General features: G+C 54.2%; 24 protein-coding genes. 8 read left to right on the forward strand and 16 right to left on the reverse strand.

Annotation, left to right across the window (positions count from 1 at the left end):
- Positions 1–52 precede the first annotated feature (52 nt).
- From glmM to rlmE, 4 genes are all read right to left on the reverse strand, one after another.
- The gene (glmM, locus tag INF68_RS07885; protein WP_023309339.1) at positions 53–1,390 is read right to left on the reverse strand and encodes a phosphoglucosamine mutase; all 1,338 of its coding nucleotides are present in this window, start codon (positions 1,388–1,390) and stop codon (positions 53–55) included.
- Positions 1,383–2,231, reverse strand: a complete 849-nt coding sequence (gene folP, locus INF68_RS07890) for a dihydropteroate synthase (RefSeq protein ID WP_109845835.1) — start codon at positions 2,229–2,231, stop codon at positions 1,383–1,385. The genes glmM and folP overlap by 8 nt, the downstream gene beginning before the upstream one ends.
- 98 nt (positions 2,232–2,329) lie before the next feature.
- Positions 2,330–4,264, reverse strand: a complete 1,935-nt coding sequence (ftsH, locus tag INF68_RS07895) for an ATP-dependent zinc metalloprotease FtsH (protein WP_029739626.1) — start codon at positions 4,262–4,264, stop codon at positions 2,330–2,332.
- Positions 4,265–4,366: 102 nt separating this feature from the next.
- Positions 4,367–4,993 carry a 23S rRNA (uridine(2552)-2'-O)-methyltransferase RlmE gene (gene rlmE, locus INF68_RS07900; protein WP_003861812.1) on the reverse strand — a complete coding sequence of 209 codons (627 nt, stop codon included), beginning with the start codon at positions 4,991–4,993 and terminating at the stop codon, positions 4,367–4,369.
- A gap of 127 nt (positions 4,994–5,120) precedes the next feature.
- On the opposite strand from rlmE, the gene yhbY reads away from it, so the two are divergent.
- On the forward strand, positions 5,121–5,414 hold the full coding sequence (gene yhbY / locus INF68_RS07905) for a ribosome assembly RNA-binding protein YhbY (RefSeq protein WP_003861814.1): 294 nt from the start codon (positions 5,121–5,123) through the stop codon (positions 5,412–5,414).
- A 151-nt stretch (positions 5,415–5,565) separates the two neighbouring features.
- Here yhbY and greA read toward each other — a convergent pair whose 3' ends face one another.
- Positions 5,566–6,042 (reverse strand): transcription elongation factor GreA, encoded by a 477-nt coding sequence (gene greA / locus INF68_RS07910; RefSeq protein WP_014171793.1) that lies wholly within the window; start codon positions 6,040–6,042, stop codon positions 5,566–5,568.
- 228 nt (positions 6,043–6,270) lie between these two features.
- Between greA and dacB the strand changes: the two genes are divergently transcribed.
- The 3 genes from dacB to pmrB are packed head-to-tail and all read left to right on the forward strand — an operon-like array spanning position 6,271 to position 9,409.
- Positions 6,271–7,704, forward strand: a complete 1,434-nt coding sequence (gene dacB / locus INF68_RS07915) for a serine-type D-Ala-D-Ala carboxypeptidase (protein ID WP_045355406.1) — start codon at positions 6,271–6,273, stop codon at positions 7,702–7,704.
- Between the two features lie 2 nt (positions 7,705–7,706).
- Complete coding sequence (pmrA, locus tag INF68_RS07920) at positions 7,707–8,369, forward strand: two-component system response regulator PmrA (RefSeq protein ID WP_126785725.1); 663 nt, start codon at positions 7,707–7,709, stop codon at positions 8,367–8,369.
- Positions 8,366–9,409: a two-component system sensor histidine kinase PmrB gene (gene pmrB / locus INF68_RS07925; protein ID WP_109845836.1), complete on the forward strand. Its 1,044-nt coding sequence runs from the start codon at positions 8,366–8,368 to the stop codon at positions 9,407–9,409. The genes pmrA and pmrB overlap by 4 nt, the downstream gene beginning before the upstream one ends.
- A gap of 35 nt (positions 9,410–9,444) precedes the next feature.
- Here pmrB and cgtA read toward each other — a convergent pair whose 3' ends face one another.
- The 4 genes from cgtA to rplU form a co-directional block, all read right to left on the reverse strand.
- Positions 9,445–10,620, reverse strand: coding sequence for an Obg family GTPase CgtA (gene cgtA, locus INF68_RS07930; RefSeq protein WP_023309345.1), 1,176 nt, complete (start codon positions 10,618–10,620; stop codon positions 9,445–9,447).
- A 15-nt stretch (positions 10,621–10,635) separates the two neighbouring features.
- Positions 10,636–11,601: a DMT family transporter gene (locus INF68_RS07935; RefSeq protein WP_023309346.1), complete on the reverse strand. Its 966-nt coding sequence runs from the start codon at positions 11,599–11,601 to the stop codon at positions 10,636–10,638.
- Positions 11,602–11,697: 96 nt separating this feature from the next.
- Positions 11,698–11,955 carry a 50S ribosomal protein L27 gene (gene rpmA / locus INF68_RS07940; protein ID WP_004385076.1) on the reverse strand — a complete coding sequence of 86 codons (258 nt, stop codon included), beginning with the start codon at positions 11,953–11,955 and terminating at the stop codon, positions 11,698–11,700.
- A gap of 19 nt (positions 11,956–11,974) precedes the next feature.
- Entirely contained in the window at positions 11,975–12,286 is a 312-nt protein-coding gene (gene rplU / locus INF68_RS07945) for a 50S ribosomal protein L21 (RefSeq protein WP_003025032.1), read from the reverse strand.
- Between the two features lie 257 nt (positions 12,287–12,543).
- Between rplU and ispB the strand changes: the two genes are divergently transcribed.
- Both ispB and sfsB read left to right on the forward strand, forming a co-directional pair.
- The gene (gene ispB, locus INF68_RS07950; RefSeq protein WP_045355402.1) at positions 12,544–13,515 is read left to right on the forward strand and encodes an octaprenyl diphosphate synthase; all 972 of its coding nucleotides are present in this window, start codon (positions 12,544–12,546) and stop codon (positions 13,513–13,515) included.
- A 229-nt stretch (positions 13,516–13,744) separates the two neighbouring features.
- Complete coding sequence (gene sfsB / locus INF68_RS07955) at positions 13,745–14,032, forward strand: DNA-binding transcriptional regulator SfsB (protein WP_023309348.1); 288 nt, start codon at positions 13,745–13,747, stop codon at positions 14,030–14,032.
- A 60-nt stretch (positions 14,033–14,092) separates the two neighbouring features.
- On the opposite strand, the gene murA is transcribed toward sfsB, so the two are convergent.
- The 7 genes from murA to mlaF all read right to left on the reverse strand — a co-directional run bounded on the left by murA (position 14,093) and on the right by mlaF (position 18,886).
- Positions 14,093–15,352 (reverse strand): UDP-N-acetylglucosamine 1-carboxyvinyltransferase, encoded by a 1,260-nt coding sequence (gene murA, locus INF68_RS07960; RefSeq protein WP_023309349.1) that lies wholly within the window; start codon positions 15,350–15,352, stop codon positions 14,093–14,095.
- A gap of 50 nt (positions 15,353–15,402) precedes the next feature.
- The gene (gene ibaG, locus INF68_RS07965) at positions 15,403–15,657 is read right to left on the reverse strand and encodes a BolA family iron metabolism protein IbaG (protein WP_008501458.1); all 255 of its coding nucleotides are present in this window, start codon (positions 15,655–15,657) and stop codon (positions 15,403–15,405) included.
- A 126-nt stretch (positions 15,658–15,783) separates the two neighbouring features.
- Positions 15,784–16,077 carry a lipid asymmetry maintenance protein MlaB gene (gene mlaB, locus INF68_RS07970; RefSeq protein WP_109845838.1) on the reverse strand — a complete coding sequence of 98 codons (294 nt, stop codon included), beginning with the start codon at positions 16,075–16,077 and terminating at the stop codon, positions 15,784–15,786.
- The gene (mlaC, locus tag INF68_RS07975; RefSeq protein WP_033146748.1) at positions 16,077–16,712 is read right to left on the reverse strand and encodes a phospholipid-binding protein MlaC; all 636 of its coding nucleotides are present in this window, start codon (positions 16,710–16,712) and stop codon (positions 16,077–16,079) included. Before mlaC ends, mlaB begins: the two co-directional genes overlap by 1 nt.
- A gap of 18 nt (positions 16,713–16,730) precedes the next feature.
- A complete protein-coding gene (gene mlaD / locus INF68_RS07980; protein ID WP_109845839.1) occupies positions 16,731–17,279 on the reverse strand; it encodes an outer membrane lipid asymmetry maintenance protein MlaD in 549 nt (182 codons plus the stop codon).
- Positions 17,280–17,283: 4 nt separating this feature from the next.
- Entirely contained in the window at positions 17,284–18,066 is a 783-nt protein-coding gene (mlaE, locus tag INF68_RS07985; RefSeq protein WP_010436044.1) for a lipid asymmetry maintenance ABC transporter permease subunit MlaE, read from the reverse strand.
- A 7-nt stretch (positions 18,067–18,073) separates the two neighbouring features.
- Positions 18,074–18,886, reverse strand: a complete 813-nt coding sequence (mlaF, locus tag INF68_RS07990) for a phospholipid ABC transporter ATP-binding protein MlaF (RefSeq protein ID WP_023309353.1) — start codon at positions 18,884–18,886, stop codon at positions 18,074–18,076.
- Positions 18,887–19,113: 227 nt separating this feature from the next.
- Here mlaF and INF68_RS07995 point away from each other — a divergent pair, with 227 nt between their 5' ends.
- Together INF68_RS07995 and kdsD are read left to right on the forward strand one after the other, a co-directional pair.
- Positions 19,114–20,091: a calcium/sodium antiporter gene (locus tag INF68_RS07995; protein ID WP_126785724.1), complete on the forward strand. Its 978-nt coding sequence runs from the start codon at positions 19,114–19,116 to the stop codon at positions 20,089–20,091.
- Positions 20,092–20,104: 13 nt separating this feature from the next.
- Positions 20,105–21,091 carry an arabinose-5-phosphate isomerase KdsD gene (gene kdsD, locus INF68_RS08000; protein ID WP_023333606.1) on the forward strand — a complete coding sequence of 329 codons (987 nt, stop codon included), beginning with the start codon at positions 20,105–20,107 and terminating at the stop codon, positions 21,089–21,091.
- Positions 21,092–21,105: the final 14 nt, after the last annotated feature.

The following is a 21,105-nucleotide window of genomic DNA, read 5'->3' on the forward strand; positions in this document are numbered from 1 at the left end:
GCTTAAAACAAAGGCGACAAAAGCCGCCTTTTTATACATTTAGCGTGCACAATTATGCAGCTTTCACAGCATCCGCAATACGGTGTGCAAATTCGGTTACCTGCGCTTCGTCTTCACCTTCCACCATCACGCGGATCAGCGGTTCAGTACCGGACTTACGCAGCAGCACGCGTCCACGATTGCCCAGGGCCGCTTCAACGTCAGCCATCACTGCTTTAACGTTCTCATTTTCCAGCGGATCGCCTTTACCGGCAGTGAAGCGTACGTTTACCAGGATCTGTGGGAACATCTTCATCCCGCTGCACAAATCGTGCAGGCTCATATGGTTGCGCGCCATCGCGGCAACCACCTGCAGCGCGGCCACGATACCGTCACCGGTGGTGGTTTTATCGAGCAGGATCACGTGACCCGAATTTTCTGCGCCGATGCGCCAGCCCTTCTCCTGCAGTTTTTCCAGCACATAGCGGTCACCCACTTTCGCGCGGACAAACGGAATACCGAGCTGTTTCAGCGCCAGTTCCAGGCCCATGTTACTCATTAGCGTGCCCACCGCACCGCCGCGCAACTGGCCCTGACGCAGGCCCTCACGGGCAATGATGTAGAGGATCTGATCGCCGTCGACCTTATTACCTTCGTGGTCGACCATAATCACGCGGTCACCGTCGCCGTCCAGCGCAATGCCCAGGTCGGCTTTCTCTGCCAGAACGCGCGCCTGCAGAGCACGAACGTCAGTTGCCCCCACCTGCTCGTTAATGTTCAGACCATCCGGCTCACAGCCAATGGTGATGACTTTCGCCCCCAGTTCGCGGAAAACATTCGGGGCGATGTGATAGGTCGCGCCATTTGCACAGTCCACCACAATTTTGAGGTGAGCCAGGCTCAGCTCATTCGGGAAGGTGCCTTTACAGAATTCGATATAACGGCCCGCCGCATCAACGATACGGTTAGCTTTACCCAGCTCTGCGGAATCAACGCAGGTGATCTCTTTTTCCATTTCGGCTTCAATGGCTTCTTCCACGTCATCCGGGAGCTTGGTGCCGTCAATGGAGAAGAATTTAATGCCGTTGTCGTAGAACGGGTTATGAGAAGCTGAGATAACAATCCCCGCTTCCGCGCGGAAGGTACGCGTCAGATACGCGACTGCAGGCGTTGGCATTGGGCCCGTAAAGGACGCGGACAGTCCAGCCGCCGCCAGACCCGCTTCCAGCGCTGATTCCAGCATATAGCCGGAAATACGGGTGTCTTTACCGATAATGATCTTACGGGAACCATGACGCGCCAGCACTTTGCCAGCAGCCCAGCCGAGCTTCAGGACAAAATCAGGGGTGATGGGAGCATCGCCTACGCGCCCACGGATACCATCGGTACCAAAATACTTACGATTACTCATAGCGTTTGTTTTCCTTCGCTGCCAGTGTGGCTTCCACCACACGCATGGCTTCTACTGTTTCTTTGACGTCATGGACACGAATAATGTGCGCGCCCTGCATCGCCGCAATCACCGCGCAGGCCAGGCTGCCGCTCAGGCGTTCGCTCGGCCCCACGTTCAGCAACTGCCCAATCATCGACTTTCTCGACATCCCCACCAGCAGCGGCAGGTCAAAGTGATGGAATTCCGATAAGCGCGCAAGCAACGCATAATTGTGGGAGAGATTTTTACCGAAACCGAACCCCGGGTCGAGCAACAATTTCTCTTTTGGGATACCTGCACGTTCGCAGCGCGCAATATGCTCAATAAAGAAGCTATTCACGTCGGCAAAGACATCATCATACTTCGGTGCTTCCTGCATGGTTTTCGGTTGGCCCTGCATGTGCATCAGGCATACCGGTAACCCGGTCTCTGCCGCGGCTTCCAGTGCGCCAGGCTCAGTGAGCGAGCGAATATCATTGATAATGTGAGCGCCCACTCTCGCCACTTCACGAATCACCTCGGGTTTAGAGGTATCAACGGAGATCCACACTTCAAACCGCTGCGCGATAGCTTCAACCACCGGCACCACGCGCGCCAGCTCTTCTTCCACAGACACGTCCGCCGCACCAGGACGCGTCGATTCACCGCCAACGTCAATGATGGTGGCACCCGCATTAATCATTAAATTCGCGTGCTTAACCGCCTCGATAAGCGTGTTATGCGTGCCGCCGTCAGAGAAAGAGTCAGGGGTAACATTCAGGATCCCCATCACATGGGGATGTGAAAGATCGAGATGCGAGTCCTGAGCGAATAATTTCATGGCGAAATCCCTGGTATCTATATCGTTAAACAGAAATGAAAAACCCCGGAGCAAGCTCCAGGGTTTGAATTACAGAAAAATGCTTCAACAGCAGTAACTTACTTATCGCCCAACTGTTCTGACATGGTGTTGCCCGGGTTTGGCGTACGCGGTTCATCAACCGGACGCGGCGCACGCGGGGTGCCATTGTTGTCAGAATTATTGGAAGCGCCTGGGTCTTCCCAGCCCGCTGGCGGACGCACTTCACGGCGCGCCATCAGGTCGTCAATCTGCGGTGCATCGATAGTCTCATATTTCATGAGCGCATCTTTCATCGAATGCAGGATGTCCATATTGTCGGTCAGGATCTGGCGTGCACGTGCGTAGTTACGTTCTACCAGAGATTTTACTTCCTGATCGATGATACGAGCCGTCTCATCGGACATATGTTTCGCTTTAGCCACAGAACGGCCCAGGAATACTTCACCCTCTTCCTCTGCATACAGCAGCGGGCCGAGTTTGTCGGAGAAGCCCCACTGCGTCACCATGTTACGCGCCAGGTTTGTCGCAACTTTAATGTCGTTGGACGCACCGGTAGAAACATGTTCCACACCGTAGATAATCTCTTCTGCCAGACGACCGCCGTACAGGGTCGAAATCTGGCTTTCCAGCTTCTGGCGGCTGGCGCTGATCGCGTCGCCTTCAGGCAGGAAGAAAGTCACACCCAGCGCACGACCGCGCGGAATAATCGTCACTTTATGCACCGGATCGTGTTCCGGCACGAGGCGACCGATAATCGCGTGACCCGCTTCGTGGTATGCCGTGGACTCTTTCTGCGCTTCTGTCATAACCATGGAGCGACGTTCCGCACCCATCATGATTTTGTCTTTCGCTTTCTCGAACTCCACCATCGATACGACGCGCTTGTTACCGCGAGCGGCAAACAGAGCTGCTTCGTTGACCAGGTTCGCCAGGTCAGCACCGGAGAAGCCCGGGGTACCGCGCGCAATGATTGCCGCGTCGATATCTGGCGCCAGCGGTACGCGACGCATGTGAACTTTCAGAATCTGTTCACGGCCGCGAACGTCCGGCAGACCCACAACAACCTGACGGTCGAAACGGCCTGGACGCAGCAGCGCAGGGTCAAGTACGTCAGGACGGTTAGTCGCCGCGATAACGATGATACCTTCGTTACCTTCGAAGCCGTCCATCTCAACCAGCATCTGGTTCAGTGTCTGTTCACGTTCATCGTGACCACCGCCCAGGCCTGCGCCACGCTGGCGGCCTACGGCGTCGATTTCATCGATGAAGATAATGCACGGTGCTGCCTTCTTGGCCTGCTCGAACATGTCACGCACACGAGATGCACCGACACCCACGAACATTTCGACGAAGTCAGAACCTGAAATAGTAAAGAACGGCACCTTCGCTTCACCTGCGATGGCTTTCGCCAGCAGGGTTTTACCGGTACCCGGAGGGCCAACCATCAGCACGCCTTTCGGGATCTTACCGCCCAGCTTCTGGAAACGGCTCGGTTCACGCAGGTATTCAACCAGTTCACCCACCTCTTCTTTCGCTTCGTCACAACCGGCGACGTCAGCGAAAGTAGTCTTGATCTGGTCTTCCGTCAGCATACGCGCCTTGCTCTTACCGAACGACATGGCACCTTTGCCACCGCCGCCCTGCATCTGACGCATAAAGAAGATCCAGACGCCAATAAGAAGCAGCATCGGGAACCAGGAAATGAAGATAGAAGCCAGCAGGCTTGGTTCTTCTGGCGGCTCACCTACCACCTTGACGTTTTTGGTCAGAAGGTTATCAAGCAGCTTAGGATCGTTCACCGGGATGTAAGTCGTGTAACGGTTACTATCTTTCTTGGTAACGTTGATCTCACGTCCGTTGATACGCGCTTCGCGAACCTGGTCCTGATTGACCTCCTGCAGGAAGGTAGAATAATCCACCTTGCGGCCATTCGACTCGCTGGGCCCAAAGCTCTGGAATACTGACATCAGCACAACGGCAATGACCAGCCAGAGTATTAGGTTTTTCGCCATGTCACTCAAGGGATTAACCTCATATTACAACTGTGTTAAAAACAGCGTCAGGATACTCTATATCCAGTTTCATTCAAACTTTCGCCTGAAATCTACCGGTTATCATTTTCGCCCGGTCGCTACAATATACACTTCTCGGGAACGGGCCCGGGAAGAGTCCGGCTTACGAACTTTAACCTTCGCAAACAGGGAGCGAATTTCCTTAAGATACTCCTCGAAACCTTCGCCCTGAAACACCTTCACAACAAAACTACCACCAGGCGCTAGTACATCACGACACATTTCTAACGCTAGCTCCACCAGATACATGGCGCGGGGGATATCCACCGCCGGTGTTCCGCACATATTTGGTGCCATATCTGACATGACAACCTGGACCTTACTATCACCTACACGATCAAGTAACGCTTTCAGCACTAATTCATCACGAAAGTCGCCCTGAAGGAAGTCGACACCGACGATGGGATCCATTGGTAAAAGATCGCACGCGATGATTCGGCCCGTTCCGCCGATCTGCGTTACCGCATACTGGGACCATCCGCCAGGTGCCGCACCGAGGTCAACAACCGTCATCCCCGGCTTAAAAAGTTTGTCACTTTGCTGTATTTCATCAAGTTTAAACCAGGCACGGGAACGTAACCCCTTTTTCTGTGCCTGTTGAACATATTTATCGCTAAAGTGTTCCTGAAGCCAGCGGCTGGAGCTGGCAGAACGCTTTTTACCTGTCATTTAACATTTCCGTCCTGGTTCATCGTTACCTGCCTGTGACGTAAATTTCTACGCAGCTATTTGGCGATATAAGGGAGATGGCGGTAGAATGAACCGTTTTCAATCCCAACGTAAGCAAAAATATACGATGAATCTGAGTACTAAACAAAAACAGCACCTTAAAGGTCTGGCACATCCGCTCAAGCCTGTAGTGATGCTTGGCAACAATGGTTTGACCGAAGGGGTGCTTGCCGAGATTGAACAAGCGCTGGAACACCACGAGCTGATCAAGGTGAAAATCGCCTCTGAAGACAGAGACACTAAAAACCTGATCGTGGAAGCCATCGTGCGCGAAACCGGCGCCTGTAATGTACAGGTCATCGGTAAAACGCTGGTGCTCTACCGCCCATCTAAAGAGCGTAAAATCTCGCTGCCACGCTAAGGATATCCTGAATCAAACACATTTTCTGTGTGAAACGAGGGATTTCTGTCAGCAGGCGAGCAAAATGCCATGCTCCTTGAGTTGATAAAAGGCCGCTATGCGGCCTTTTTCTTTTCTTTACAATGTATCAACATCTTAGTAGAGAAGCGAATTACAGGTATTCAACCTTAATAATTTCGTATTCCACTTCACCACCAGGGGTGCGGATGGTGACAACATCGTCCTGCTCTTTGCCAATCAGGCCGCGAGCAATCGGGGAGTTCACTGAAATCAGGTTCTGTTTGAAGTCTGCTTCATCATCACCCACGATGCGATAGGTCTGCTCTTCGTCGTTGTCCAGGTTCAGCACGGTAACGGTAGAACCAAAGATCACACGCCCGTTGTTAGGCATTTTGGTGATATCGATAACCTGTGCATTGGAAAGTTTTGCTTCGATATCTTTAATACGCCCTTCACAGAAGCCCTGCTGCTCACGCGCGGCGTGGTATTCAGCATTCTCTTTCAGGTCGCCATGCTCGCGCGCATCCGCGATAGCGGCGATGATTTCAGGACGACGCACGGATTTCAGGAAATCCAGCTCTTCGCGCAGTTTTTCGGCACCACGTAAGGTCATCGGAATAGCTTGCATTTGTTATACCTCTTAAACATTCCTGTTGGGAGCAGTGTTCCCTGCTCCTGCCCCCCTAAGCGGGCAAGAAGCAAAAAGAAAACCGACCCGGGAGCAATGCCCCAGGTCAGCAGCAATTTTTCAATTTGATATGCATTTTACCGCGAAGTTCACTATGGGTCATCGTTTACTTTGCAGTGCCATGCACCGTAGTATGACGGTTTGTTTTCGGGTTGTTAGCGCGAGATTATGCGATTTTCCAGATTTATCATCGGATTGACTACCAGTATAACGTTCACTGCCCAGGCCGCGAATGTTGATGAGTACATTAATCAGCTCCCAGCAGGCGCGAACCTCGCCCTGATGGTGCAGAAGGTTGGCGCACAGGCTCCCGAGATTGACTATCACAGTCAACAGATGGCGCTGCCTGCCAGTACCCAAAAGGTGATCACTGCCCTCGCCGCCCTGCTCCAGCTCGGGCCTGACTTCCGTTTTACGACCACACTCGAGACCAAAGGTAACGTTGAGGGTGGCGCACTGAAAGGCGATCTTATCGCCCGTTTTGGCGGCGATCCGACCTTTAAACGCCAGGATATCCGCAATATGGTTGCGGTACTGAAAAAATCTGGCGTACAGAAAATTGATGGCAATGTGCTGATCGACACATCCATCTTTGCCAGCCACGATAAAGCCCCAGGCTGGCCGTGGAACGACATGACACAATGTTTTAGCGCCCCGCCCGCCGCCGCGATTGTTGACCGTAACTGCTTCTCGGTTTCGCTTTACAGCGCGCCAAAGCCGGACGATTTAGCGTTTATCCGCATAGCGTCCTACTACCCGGTCACAATGTTTAGCCAGGTCCGAACGCTGGCGAAAGGCTCACCGGATGCGCAATATTGTGAGCTGGACGTCGTGCCGGGCGATCTTAACCGCTTCACGCTTACCGGCTGCCTGACGCAGCGCGCCGATCCGCTGCCGCTGGCCTTTGCGATACAGGATGGTGCAAGCTATGCGGGTGCAATTCTGAAAGATGAGCTAAAACAAGCGGGCATTACATACAGCGGCACGCTGCTTCGCCAGACGCAGGTCAACCAGCCCGGCACGGTCATCGCCAGCAAACAATCTCCGCCGCTGCACGATTTACTGCGAATCATGCTGAAAAAGTCTGACAACATGATTGCCGACACCGTGTTCCGCATGATTGGCCACGCGCGTTTCGGCGTGCCGGGCACCTGGCGCGCGGGTTCAGACGCCGTTCGTCAGATCCTACGCCAGCAGGCCGGGATCGAGCTGGGCAATACCATCGCCGTCGATGGCTCCGGATTATCGCGTCATAATTTGATCTCGCCGGCCACGATGATGCAGGTGCTTCAGTACATTGCACAGCATGACACTGAGCTAAACTTTATTTCGATGCTGCCGCTGGCCGGGCATGACGGTTCGCTGCAGTATCGCGCCGGGCTTCACGCTGCCGGCGTGGATGGCAAAGTATCCGCTAAGACAGGCTCGCTGCAGGGGGTTTACAACCTTGCAGGCTTCATCACTACCGCCAGCGGACAACGCATGGCATTTGTGCAGTATCTTTCCGGCTATGCCGTCGAACCGGCCGACCAGCGCAATCGTCGTATTCCTCTGGTTCGCTTCGAAAGCAGGCTTTATAAGGACATCTACCAGAATAACTAGCGATGAAACTACTCATAGTTGAAGACGATCTGTTATTGCAGGAAGGGCTGGCGCTGGGGCTGGCCAATGAAGGCTATGCTCTCGACTGCGCTGGCACCGCAGCGGAGGCGGACGCCCTGATCCAGAGCGGCGAATACAGTCTGGTGATCCTCGATTTGGGCTTGCCTGATAAAGACGGCGCCACGCTGCTCAGCCAGTGGCGACGCCGCGGTATCGCCAACCCGGTGTTGATCCTGACGGCACGCGATGCCATTGAGGATCGTATCACCGGCCTTGACGCAGGCGCAGATGATTACCTGGTGAAGCCTTTTGCGCTTGCGGAGCTGCAGGCTCGGGTACGAGCGTTGATTCGCCGTTATCTGGGCCATAGTGATAACTTACTGACCGACGGCGATATTACGCTGAATCTGCAAACCCAGCAGGTACTGCGCCGGGATCAGGCGGTAGAGGTGACGCCGAAAGAGTTCGCCCTGCTTACGCGTCTGATCATGCGCAGCGGGCAAACGGTGCACAGAGAAACGCTCCAGCAGGATATCTACTCCTGGCAGGACGACCCGGGGTCAAATACCCTTGAAGTTCACATTCATAACCTGCGTCGCAAGCTCGGCAAGGACAGAATAAAAACCGTCCGTGGCGTTGGCTATCGCCTTGAGAGCCAGAAATGAACAGCATGCGTCGGCGTTTGATGGTGCTGCTGGCGGTTATTCTCTTATTTTTCCAGCTGATAAGCGTCATCTGGCTGTGGCATGAAAGCCGTGAGCAGATTGGTTTTCTGGTGAATGAAACGCTGTCGGCAAAAACCCGCAATAACCATGTCGAAAAAGAGATCCGCGAGGCGATCGCTTCCCTTCTCGTCCCTTCTCTGGTGATGGTCGGTTTCACGCTGCTGTTTTCATTCTGGGCGGTCACCTGGATAACCCGACCGCTGAATAAACTGCGTGACAGCCTGGCTAACCGTTCGGCGGATAACTTAACTCCGCTTCCTATGTATTCCGACATGGAAGAAATAGGCGCGGTGACAACCTCCCTGAACCAGCTGCTCGCCCGGCTGGACAATACTATTCAGCAGGAGCGTCTCTTCACCGCTGACGCCGCACACGAGCTTCGAACGCCGCTGGCCGGTATCCGGCTTCATCTGGAGCTTATGGCGCAGTCAGGCGCACCACAGGCCGCGACGTTAATTAGCCGTATCGATCAGCTCATGCATACCGTCGAACAGCTGCTGATGCTGGCCCGTGCCGGACAGGCAATGGCCAGCGGACACTACGAAACCGTGAGCTGGACGGAAAATATCATTGAACCTCTCGGCCTGGGCCATGAAGCCAAAGAGCATACGGTGATTTGGCCCGCTAAAAGCGCGCTCACGGTTCAGGGAGATGCCGTGCTCCTGCGTCTGATGCTGCGCAACCTGCTGGAGAATGCCGGGCGCTACAGCCCGGCAGGGACAACGATTACAGTGACATTAACCGGGGTCGACGGGGGAACGCAGATTAGCGTGATCGATCAGGGGCCAGGTATTGATGAAGCGCACCGACAGTCAATTACCGAGCCATTCCGCCGTCTTGACCAGCGCTACGGTGGCAGCGGTCTGGGCCTGAGTATCGTGCAGCGCATCGTGCAGCTCCACCACGGCAGGTTGACGCTTGAGAATGGCTCTGAAGGTGGTTTGATCGCCAGCTGCTGGCTGCCCGCAACGCTGGAATAAAAAAAAGCCCCCATAATGGGGGCTTTGGACAGACATTAGTGCTTGTAGATGAACTCGACGCCTTCTTCGTCGTCTTCATCCCAGTCATCGTCCCAGTCTTCATCATCTTCTTCAGCTTCCAGCTCTTCGAGCTGCTGACGGTGGTAGTCATCCCACATGAATTCGACTTTTTCAGGCTGTTTCGCTTCTTCCGCCTGAACAATTGGGTTCTCAATGATGAAGGTCATCACATCCCAGCACAGATCTTTCACGCCAACCTGGCTTGCCGCAGAGATCAGGTAGTATTTATCTTCCCAACCCATTGCTTCAGCAATCGCTTTAGCTTTCGCTTCCGCTTCGGCTTTGTCCATCAGGTCAATCTTGTTGAAGACCAGCCAGCGTGGTTTATTCGCCAGTTTTTCGCTGTATTTTTCCAGCTCGCCAACGATGATGCGGGCGTTTTCAACCGGATCGGAACCGTCGATAGGATCGATATCGATAAGGTGCAGCAGCACGCGGCAACGCTCAAGGTGTTTCAGGAAGCGAATACCCAGACCCGCGCCTTCCGCAGCGCCTTCAATCAGGCCCGGAATATCGGCAACCACAAAGCTCTTCTCGTTATCCATACGGACAACGCCCAGGCTTGGTACCAGCGTGGTAAACGGATAGTCCGCCACTTTTGGTTTCGCCGCAGAAACGGCGCGAATGAACGTCGATTTACCGGCGTTTGGCATACCCAGCATGCCCACGTCTGCCAGAAGCATCAGCTCCAGCTGCAGATCGCGCTTATCACCCGGCGTACCCATCGTTTTCTGACGCGGAGTACGGTTAACGGAGGATTTGAAACGGCTGTTACCCAGACCGTGCCAGCCGCCTTTCGCCACCATCAGGCGCTGACCGTGTTTGGTCATGTCACCCATGGTTTCACCGGTTCCCTGGTCAATCACACGCGTACCGACCGGAACTTTAATGGTGACATCTTTACCGCGTTTCCCGGTACAGTCACGGCTCTGGCCGTTCTGGCCGCGCTCGGCGCGGAAGGATTTTTCGAAACGGTAGTCGATCAGCGTGTTGAGGTTCTCATCCGCCTCCAGCCACACGTCACCACCATCCCCGCCGTCGCCGCCGTCAGGACCGCCACGTGGGATATACTTTTCACGGCGGAAGCTCACGCAACCATTGCCGCCATCACCAGCCACGACCAGGATCGTCGCTTCATCAACAAACTTCATTTTACTCTCCGTAACTCATTCGCCTGAGCGGGGGACTACTACAACCGCTTCATTTTTGCGCCAACGTCCCCAAAGACGATGACCAATGGCGGAATACATCGCGCCCGCAACCACGACAAACGCACCGAGATAGCCCAACAGGTTGAGCATCGGTCTGACGAAGACATCGGGCCAGGCCATTGATAACAAATCTGAAAATAACAGCGTAAACAGCGGAGTAAGCGTAATTAACGCGCTCACCTGTGCTGCCTGCCAGCGCGCCATCGCTTCGGCCAGCGCGCCATAACCGACCAGCGTGTTCAGTCCACAAAAAATGAGGCACGCCAGTTGCCAGTCGCTAAGCTGGGAAATCACACCCGGCTTTGCTAATGGCAGCAATGCTATTGTACACAAAGTGTACAGTAAAAAGAGGATCTGCTGTGAGGCAAGACGACGCAATAACACCTTTTGTGCGACGCCATAGCTCACCCAGACCGTTGCTGCCCCCACACCAAAAATTACACCCCATGTGTAATCCGTCAGGCGGGTGAAAATCTCTATCAGACTGGTGTTGAAGAACATCACCAGACCGCACAGCAGCATGCTCGCCCCGATAATCTGCGTACCACGCATCTTTTCCTTGAGGATAAAGACGCTGGCGACCATCATGCCCACCGGTGAAAGCTGACCTATCACCTGCGACGCCGTGGGGCTGAGATATTGCAGGGAAGAGCTGAACAGGATGAAGTTACCGAACAGACCGCCCGTCGCGATAGCCAGCAATACCAGCCAGCGCGGTTTGCGGAAAAGCCGCAAGGGTGGAAGCTTACCTTTGATAGCCAGAATGGCCCCGAGGCCGATGCTTGCCATCAGAAAGCGATAAAAGACCACCGTAGGCGGCTCCATCACTTCCAGAACCTGCTTCATTGCAATTGGCAGCGCACCCCAGCACATTGCGGTAGTGAGCGCCAAAAGAATACCAATGCCGGCCTGCTGCTTCATGCCCGTTTTCCCTACAGAAAAAATTACCGGGTTTCCAATGTAAAAAGCCCCGCAACAGGTTGCGGGGCTTTAATCCGTTACCGGACCGAGAAAACCTTACTCAGCAACGATGCTGATGTATTTACGGTTGTTCGGGCCTTTAACTTCAAATTTCACTTTACCGTCTGCTTTAGCAAACAGAGTGTGGTCACGACCGCAACCTACGTTGTTGCCAGCGTGGAATTTGGTACCACGTTGACGAACGATGATGCTGCCCGCCAGAACGGATTCGCCACCGAAACGCTTAACGCCAAGGCGTTTAGCTTCTGAATCGCGACCGTTACGTGTGGAGCCGCCAGCCTTTTTATGTGCCATTTAAATCTCTCCTCAGGTCTTAGGCGCTGATGCCAGTAATTTTCACATCAGTGAACCACTGACGGTGGCCCTGCTGCTTACGGTAGTGCTTACGACGACGAAACTTAACGATTTTAACTTTCTCGCCACGACCGTGTGCAACAACTTCAGCTTTGATAACGCCGCCATCAACGAAAGGAACGCCGATTTTGACTTCTTCACCGTTTGCGATCATCAGAACTTCTGCGAACTCAACAGATTCGCCAGTTGCGATGTCCAGCTTTTCCAGGCGAACGGTCTGACCTTCGCTTACTCGGTGTTGTTTACCACCACTTTGGAAAACCGCGTACATATAAACTCCGCTTCCGCGCACATCCTCGTATGAATCAGAGTGCGCTATAAATATTCACAATAGGGCGCGAATATTACGCAAAACGCGAGCCTTTGACAAGTGCTACCGTCAATACATGAAGAAAAAAAACACAACACGTACGGTAACGTTTATCTGTGCCGTTTTTTCAGTACAATCAGCACTACTATTGATAAACCGAAACCCTTCGTTACCCCATTGAAGATGGGATCAACAGGATAAAAAGCCCGGCTTTTGCGATGAATTTAGAAAAAATCAACGAGTTAACCGCGCAAGATATGGCGGGTGTGAATGCAGCAATCCTGGAGCAACTCAACTCTGACGTTCAGCTGATCAATCAGTTGGGCTATTACATCGTCAGCGGCGGCGGTAAACGCATTCGTCCGATGATTGCTATTCTGGCTGCCAGAGCCGTTGGCTATCAGGGAAATGCTCACATCACTATCGCAGCGCTCATCGAATTTATTCACACGGCGACGCTTCTGCATGACGATGTTGTGGATGAATCGGATATGCGTCGTGGCAAAGCCACGGCAAACGCCGCTTTCGGAAACGCAGCCAGCGTCCTGGTGGGGGATTTTATCTATACCCGTGCCTTCCAGATGATGACCAGCCTGGGCTCACTGAAAGTGCTGGAAGTGATGTCCGAAGCCGTAAACGTCATTGCTGAAGGCGAAGTGCTGCAGCTGATGAACGTCAACGACCCTGACATTACCGAAGAAAACTACATGCGCGTCATCTACAGCAAAACTGCGCGCCTCTTTGAAGCGGCTGCCCAGTGTTCCGGCATTCTGGCTGACTGTACCGAAGCACAGGAAAAAGGCCTGCAGGACTATGGCCGCTATCTGGGTACGGCATTCCAGCTGATTGATGATTTGCTGGACTACAGTGCGGACGGCGAGACGCTCGGCAAAAACGTGGGCGATGACCTGAACGAAGGCAAACCAACTCTGCCGCTGCTTCATGCTATGCGCAATGGAACAGCCGACCAGGCGAAAATGATCCGTGAAGCGATTGAGCAGGGAAATGGCCGCCATCTTCTGGAACCTGTACTGGAAACCATGGCTATCTGCGGATCGCTGGAATGGACGCGTCAGCGTGCGGAAGAAGAAGCCGACAAAGCCATCGAAGCGCTTCAGGTCATTCCAGACAGCCCATGGCGCGATGCACTGATTGGTCTTGCTCACATCGCCGTTCAGCGCGACCGTTAATCCCCTTGTTTCTCCCCGCAGCGATAGCGGGGAGATTCCAGTACACACCTGTAAATTCCGTGTTCATGTAAATTCATCGGTTTAGAGACCGCATGAATAAAGCCGTGTCTTATTCTGAATATCCCTTCAAGTAACGCGAACTTTTTAGAACAAGAAGTTGAAATGGGTATAGTAACCGCGTCGTTTCAGAAGAAACGGCGTAGGTGAATCCGAACTTAAGGACGGCGTTATGGATACGAAATTTATCGACTGGCACACGGCTGATATTATTGCCGCACTGCGCAAAAGAGGCACTTCACTGGCAGCAGAGTCCCGCCGCCATGGACTGAGTTCTTCAACTCTGGCAAACGCCCTCACCCGCCCCTGGCCCAAGGGAGAATTAATTATCGCGACGGCGCTGGATACGCATCCGTGGGTAATTTGGCCTTCGCGCTACCACGATCCCATTACCCATGAATTTATCGACAGATCGCGCATGATTCGCCAGAGAAAGGTAAAAAGAGAACCGCAGGAATAACGCGTTTTTGACAGGAACAGCAACCCCCCGGTCATTGCTGGCAGGGGGCTGCCGGAACGATTACTCGCCCTTCACACGCTCGATGTTGGCACCCAGCGCGCGCAGTTTATCTTCGATACGCTCATAACCACGATCGATGTGATAGATACGGTCCACGATGGTTGTACCTTCCGCGATACAACCCGCCAGCACCAGGCTTGCAGACGCACGCAGATCGGTTGCCATCACCTGAGCACCTGACAGTTTCTCAACGCCGTGGCAGATCACGGTATTACTTTCGATCTCAGCATGCGCGCCCATACGGATCAGCTCCGGTACGTGCATAAAGCGGTTCTCGAAAATGGTTTCTGTGATGAAGCCAGTGCCTTCGGCAACCAGGTTCAACAGGGTGAACTGTGCCTGCATGTCCGTAGGGAACGCCGGATGCGGCGCCGTACGCACGTTGACCGCTTTTGGACGCTGCCCGTGCATATCAAGACTGATCCAGTCTTCGCCGATTTCGATATCCGCACCCGCATCGCGCAGTTTCGCCAGCACCGCATCCAGGGTATCTGGCTGCGCGTTGCGACAAACAATCTTCCCGCCAGAAATCGCCGCAGCGACCAGGAAGGTACCAGTTTCGATACGGTCCGGCAGAACGCGATAGACACCGCCGCCCAGACGCTCAACGCCTTCGATGGTGATACGGTCGGTACCCTGACCGGAAATCTTCGCCCCCAGCGCCACGAGGAAGTTGGCGGTATCCACGATCTCCGGTTCGCGCGCGGCGTTTTCGATGATGGTAGTACCTTCTGCCAGCGTCGCCGCAGACATAATGGTGACAGTTGCGCCCACGCTCACTTTGTCCATGACGATGTGCGCGCCTTTCAGACGACCATTAACGGACGCTTTAACGTAACCTTCTTCCAGCTTGATCTCGGCGCCCAGTTTTTCCAGACCAAAGATGTGCAGGTCAACCGGACGCGCACCGATAGCGCAGCCGCCCGGCAGAGAGACCTGACCCTGACCAAAACGCGCTACCAGCGGGCCAAGCGCCCAGATGGATGCACGCATGGTTTTCACCAGATCGTAAGGGGCTGAAAAGTTGTTCACCTTGCTGGCGTCGATCCAGACGGAACCGTTACGCTCAACTTTCGTGCCCAGCTGGGTGAGCAGCTTCATGGTGGTGTCGATATCTTTCAGCTTCGGTACGTTCTGAATTTCTACCGGCTCTTCAGCCAGCAGCGCAGCAAAGAGGATTGGCAGCGCGGCGTTTTTAGCGCCAGAAATTGTGACTTCGCCCTGGAGACGCGTTGGCCCCTGTACACGAAATTTATCCATTGTGTGCTCTCTTATAAATTCAACCGTGCTGCGGGCCTGTCGCCCTCAGCTCAAAAACCGTTTAGTTTGCGATCGCGTGCCCACTCTTGCGGGGTGAACGCTTTAATCGACAGGGCGTGGATGCGGTTATCCGCAATATATTCCATCAGCGGCGCGTACACAGCCTGCTGTTTCTTCACGCGGCTCATACCGTCGAACATCTCACCCACAGCAATAACCTGGAAGTGACTGCCATCGCCAGTGACGTGGGCTTCCTGAAGGGAGAGTGCATTCATCAGCACTGTCTGGATTTCATGATTTTCCATGGGCTCTTAATCATCTGATAGTGAAAACAAGCCCAACATCTTAGAGCAAAGTGGCGTTGTCTTAAACAAGCAAAAAGCCCCGACGATGAAACAGTCAGGGCTTTCGGAAGTAACGCACTGAAAATATTAACGAGGCAGTACGTCCTGAGGGAGATTGTAGAGCTGCGCAAGGGTCACGACATTATCGCTCGCGCCGTGAAGCGTGACGCTTGTCCCCTGCTTTTTCCCCACGGAAATCAGATGGGCAAGCAGCGCAACACCTGCCGTATCTACCCGCGTGACGTCTGTCAAATCGATAAGCGTCACGCCCTGCATCGCTTCGTGGCGGTTGTCCCACAGTGGGTTCAGCAGATCCTGATCCAGTTCACCGGACAGCTTTAATGTTTCGCCTTCACGCGACCAGCTGAGTTGCTGTGACATTACTTCTTCTCGTCCAGGGTAATTTTCTGGCGAGAGATAGACTGCAGCTGAGCGGTCAGACCATCAATGCCTTTGGTGCGCAGCAGGTCGCTCCACTCGTTCTGTTTGGTGGTGATCATGCTTACCCCTTCGGCAATCATGTCATACGCCTGCCAGTGACCGGTCTGGCTGTTTTTACGCCACTGGAAATCCAGACGAACCGGCGGACGACCGTTAGGATCGATGATCGTCACACGGATAGGGACGATGGTCGCATCGCCCAGCGGCTGCTCAGGCGCAATCTGATAGGTCTGGCCGTGGTACATTGCCAGCGCCTGGCCATAAGCCTGTTTCAGGTATTCACGGAACGCGGCAAAGTAGGCATCACGCTGCGCAGGGGTCGCGTCTTTGTAATAACGTCCCAGCACCAGCGCCCCCGCATATTTAATCTGCACGTACGGCAGCAGTTCCTGGTCAACGACGTCGCGCAGATAATCAGGATTAGCACGAATTTTAGGCTGTTCGTTTTTAAGACGGTCGAAGGTCTTCTTCGCCGCTTCGTCCATCAGTTTGTACGGGTTACTCTGATCCGCAGCGTGGGCGGCGGTTAGAGGGGCGATGACCAGCATGGCAACCATTAACAGTCGTTTAAACATGAATGACTTCTCCTGATATTAATTCGCAGCACCTGGGGTCGGCGCGGCATTGGTATGGTCTTCACTCTGCGCAGGGACATTGTCAGACTTTTTCTCATCCCCTTTACTGTTGTAAAGGAACTGACCAATCATATCCTCCAGAACCATCGCGGATTTCGTATCCTGAATGACGCTACCGTCTTTAAGGATAGTCGTTCCCAGCTCGGGATCTTCAAAGCCGACGTTAAGCGCCAGATATTGTTCGCCCAGCAGACCGGAAGTACGAATAGAAAGGGAGCTGGTGTCCGGGATATGGTTGTAACGCTCTTCGATATCCATCGCGACGCGTGGCAGGTAGGTTTTCTCATCCAGCGTAATGTCAGATACGCGTCCGATCACCACGCCGCCGATGCGAACCGGTGAACGCGCCTTCAGCCCGCCGATGTTATCGAAGGTGGCATAGATGCGATACGTCGGCTCGGTGCGCACAGACGTGATATCCGCCGCTCTCAGGCAGATAAACAGCGCGGCCAGCAGCGCCAGCAACAGGAATACACCGACCCAAATTTCATTTTTTCTCGTTTGCATGAACTCAATTCCCAAACATCAGTGCGGTGAGCACAAAATCCAGACCCAGTACGGCCAGCGACGAATGTACGACTGTACGTGTAGTTGCGCGGCTAATGCCCGCCGACGTCGGGATGGCATCGTATCCATTGAACAATGCAATCCAGGTGACCGTAATGGCAAATACCACGCTTTTAATCAGGCAGTTAACCAGATCCATCCGCAGGTCGATGGCGTCCTGCATCGCGGACCAGAAGAAACCGGCATCAATGCCTTTCCAGTGCACGCCAACCAGCGAACCGCCCCAGATACCCACGGCGACAAACAGAATAGTCAGTAACGGTAAAGAGATCACCCCAGCCCAGAAACGCGGCGAGATCACGCGACGCAGCGGATCGACCGCCATCATCTCCATGCTGGAGAGCTGCTCGGTCGCACGCATCAGGCCAATTTCAGCCGTTAATGCCGACCCCGCGCGCCCGGCGAACAGCAGCGCCGCCACAACCGGCCCCAGCTCGCGCAGCAGCGAGAGCGCCACCAGCATCCCAAGGCTGGTTTCCGCACTGTAGGTTGTCAGAACAAGATAGCCCTGTAGCCCAAGCACCATACCGATAAACAGACCGGAGACAATGATGATGAGCATCGACAGCACGCCGACATTATAAAGCTGCCGCACCAGCAGCGGTGCGTGCTTGCGGAATTCCGGCTTGCCGACCAGCGCGTTGAATAACATCAATCCGGCACGCCCGAACGTCCTGATGGTTTTTATGCCACGGTGTCCGAGAGCGGCCAACGCATTTAACAGCATGAGTGGCTTAACTCCCTATTCCCAGTAAATCGTCACGATAGTCGCCCGCCGGGTAGCGGAACGGCACGGGGCCATCGGCAATACCGTCGAGGAACTGCCGCACGCGTGGATCGCAATTTTCCTGCAGCGCCTGAGCGCTGCCGTGTGCGACGATCTTTTTGTCCGCCACGATATAGGCGTAATCGGCAATGCTCAATACTTCAGGTACGTCGTGAGATACCACAATGCAGGTGACGCCAAGCGCGCTGTTCAGTTCAGAGATGAGCTTAACAAGCACACCCATCGTGATGGGGTCCTGTCCAACAAACGGTTCGTCGAACATGATTAAATCAGGTTCTAATGCAATGGCTCGCGCCAGCGCGGCGCGGCGCGCCATCCCGCCGGACAGCTCCGAAGGCATCAGCTTCGCGGCGCCCCGCAAACCGACGGCTTCGAGCTTCATCATCACCGTGCTTTTCAGCAGTTCAGGCGGCAGGCTGGTATGCTCGCGCAGCGGATAGGCCACGTTATCAAAGACATTCATGTCGGTGAACAAGGCTCCCGACTGAAAGAGCATGCTCATGCGTTTGCGGACAGTATACAGACGCGAGCGTGACATCTCCGGGATGTTTTCGCCATCGAAGAGAATTTCACCGCGATCGGGTGGGATTTGCCCACCAATGAGGCGCAGCAGGGTCGTTTTACCGATCCCGGACGGCCCCATGATGGCAGTGATCTTGCCACGCGGTACGGTCAATGAAATATCATCAAATATCAATCTGTTGGCGCGAGAAAAACTCACGCCGCGAACATCGACTAAATTCGCCATCGTTTGGCTCATTTATGGTTCCTTTATTACCCTGCTCACGTTAAGGCATGCCGCCTGAATCAGCCCTCAACTCCGCATTTTTACAGAATAATAGCCGTTGAGGTTAGCGAAAGCTGGCATTTGTTTTACTTTTCCGGCGCATAAAGTCAAAATTAGGAATTCGTTACGTCTCAGACTGTATGCAGTCCAGCCATTCCCGTGCGATGGACCGACGAGTATACCTGAAGAAAGGACTTTTGATGCTTTTAGCAACAGCACTGTTAATAATTGGTTTACTTTTGGTGGTCTACAGTGCTGACCGTTTAGTGTTTGCTGCATCTATCCTGTGTCGCCTGACGGGCGTACCGCCTGTCGTCATCGGGATGACCGTGGTTAGTGTGGGAACGTCGCTTCCTGAAATCATCGTCTCTGTCTCGGCATCGCTGCATGGTCAGTTAGACCTGGCAGTAGGTACCGCGATTGGCTCCAACATCGTCAATATACTCTTGATTTTGGGCCTGGCCGCACTGCTCCATCCATTTCGCGTGCATTCTGATGTTCTGCGCCGTGAATTGCCGCTAATGTTAATCGTAAGCCTGCTGGCAGGCTGCGTATTTTACGATGGTGTACTGAGCTACAGCGACGGCATTTTCCTGCTGGCGCTGGCCGTCATCTGGCTGCTGTATAGTGTTAAAATCGCCCGTCTGGCTGAGAAGCAGGGTCTGGATAGCCTCACGCGGGAGCAGGTCGCCGAACTGCCGCGAGAAGGCACGCTGCCTGTTGCCCTGCTCTGGCTTGGCGTTGCGCTGATCATCATGCCGATGGCAACGCGCATGGTCGTGGATAACGCGACCGTGCTGGCGAACTATTTCGCCATCAGTGAACTGACCATTGGCCTGACGGTGATTGCCATCGGCACCAGCCTGCCGGAGCTGGCCACGGCCATTGCGGGGGCACGGAAAGGTGAGGATGACATTGCCATTGGTAATATCATCGGTTCCAACATATTTAATATCGCCATTGTGATGGGCCTCCCGGCCCTGATAACGCCAGGGCCCTTTAATCCCCTGGCGTTATCACGCGACTACGGTGTGATGTTATTGGTCAGCGTGATATTTGCCCTGCTCTGCTGGCGGCGGCAACGACAGATCGGCAAAGGCGCAGGCGCGCTGCTGACGGGTGGATTTATCGTATGGATGGCGATGCTGTACTGGCTCTCGCCTCTTCTCTCTGGGTAAACGGAAACGCATTATGTCGCAAATAGAATTGCAGCCGGGTTTTGACTTTCAGAAAGCAGGCAAAGAGGTTCTGGAGATTGAACGTGAAGGTCTGGCGCAGTTAGATCAGTACATTAATCAGGATTTTAGTCTGGCATGTGAGAAGATGTTCTACTGTGCCGGCAAAGTCGTGGTGATGGGGATGGGTAAGTCCGGCCACATTGGACGCAAAATGGCGGCAACGTTTGCCAGCACCGGAACCTCTTCCTTCTTTGTACATCCGGGGGAAGCCGCGCACGGTGACCTGGGTATGGTCACGCCGCAGGATATCGTCATCGCGCTGTCCAACTCCGGGGAGTCCAATGAAATTCTGGCGCTGATCCCGGTACTGAAGCGACTGCAGGTGCCGCTTATTTGCATGACCAGCCGTCCGGAAAGCAGCATGGCGCGGGCGGCGGATATTCACCTGTGCGTGAAAGTGCCCAAGGAGGCCTGTCCGCTCGGCCTGGCGCCGACGTCCAGCACCACGGCCGCGCTGGTCATGGGTGATGCGCTTGCCGTCGCGCTGCTCGAAGCCCGCGGTTTTACGCCGGAGGATTTCGCACTTTCCCACCCCGGCGGCGCGCTGGGGCGCAAGCTTCTGCTTCGGGTAAACGATATTATGCACACCGGGGATGAGATCCCTCACGTCAGTAAAGAAGCCTCCCTGCGTGATGCGCTGCTGGAAATCACCCGTAAGAATCTGGGTATGACGGTCGTGTGCGACGATCTGATGAAAATTCAGGGGATCTTCACCGATGGCGACCTGCGTCGCGTGTTCGACATGGGTGTAGATGTCCGCACGCTCGGCATTGCCGACGTGATGACGCCGGGCGGTATCCGCGTCCGTCCGGGTACGCTGGCGGTGGATGTGCTGAACCTGATGCAGTCCCGTCACATTACCTCAGTGATGGTTGCCGATGGCGACCAGTTGCTGGGTGTGGTACATATGCATGATCTGCTGCGCGCAGGCGTAGTGTAATGAAGGATAAGACA

It is taken from the genome of Enterobacter cloacae complex sp. P16RS2 (assembly GCF_014982155.1).
In the GTDB taxonomy this organism is placed as follows: domain Bacteria; phylum Pseudomonadota; class Gammaproteobacteria; order Enterobacterales; family Enterobacteriaceae; genus Enterobacter; species Enterobacter cloacae_M.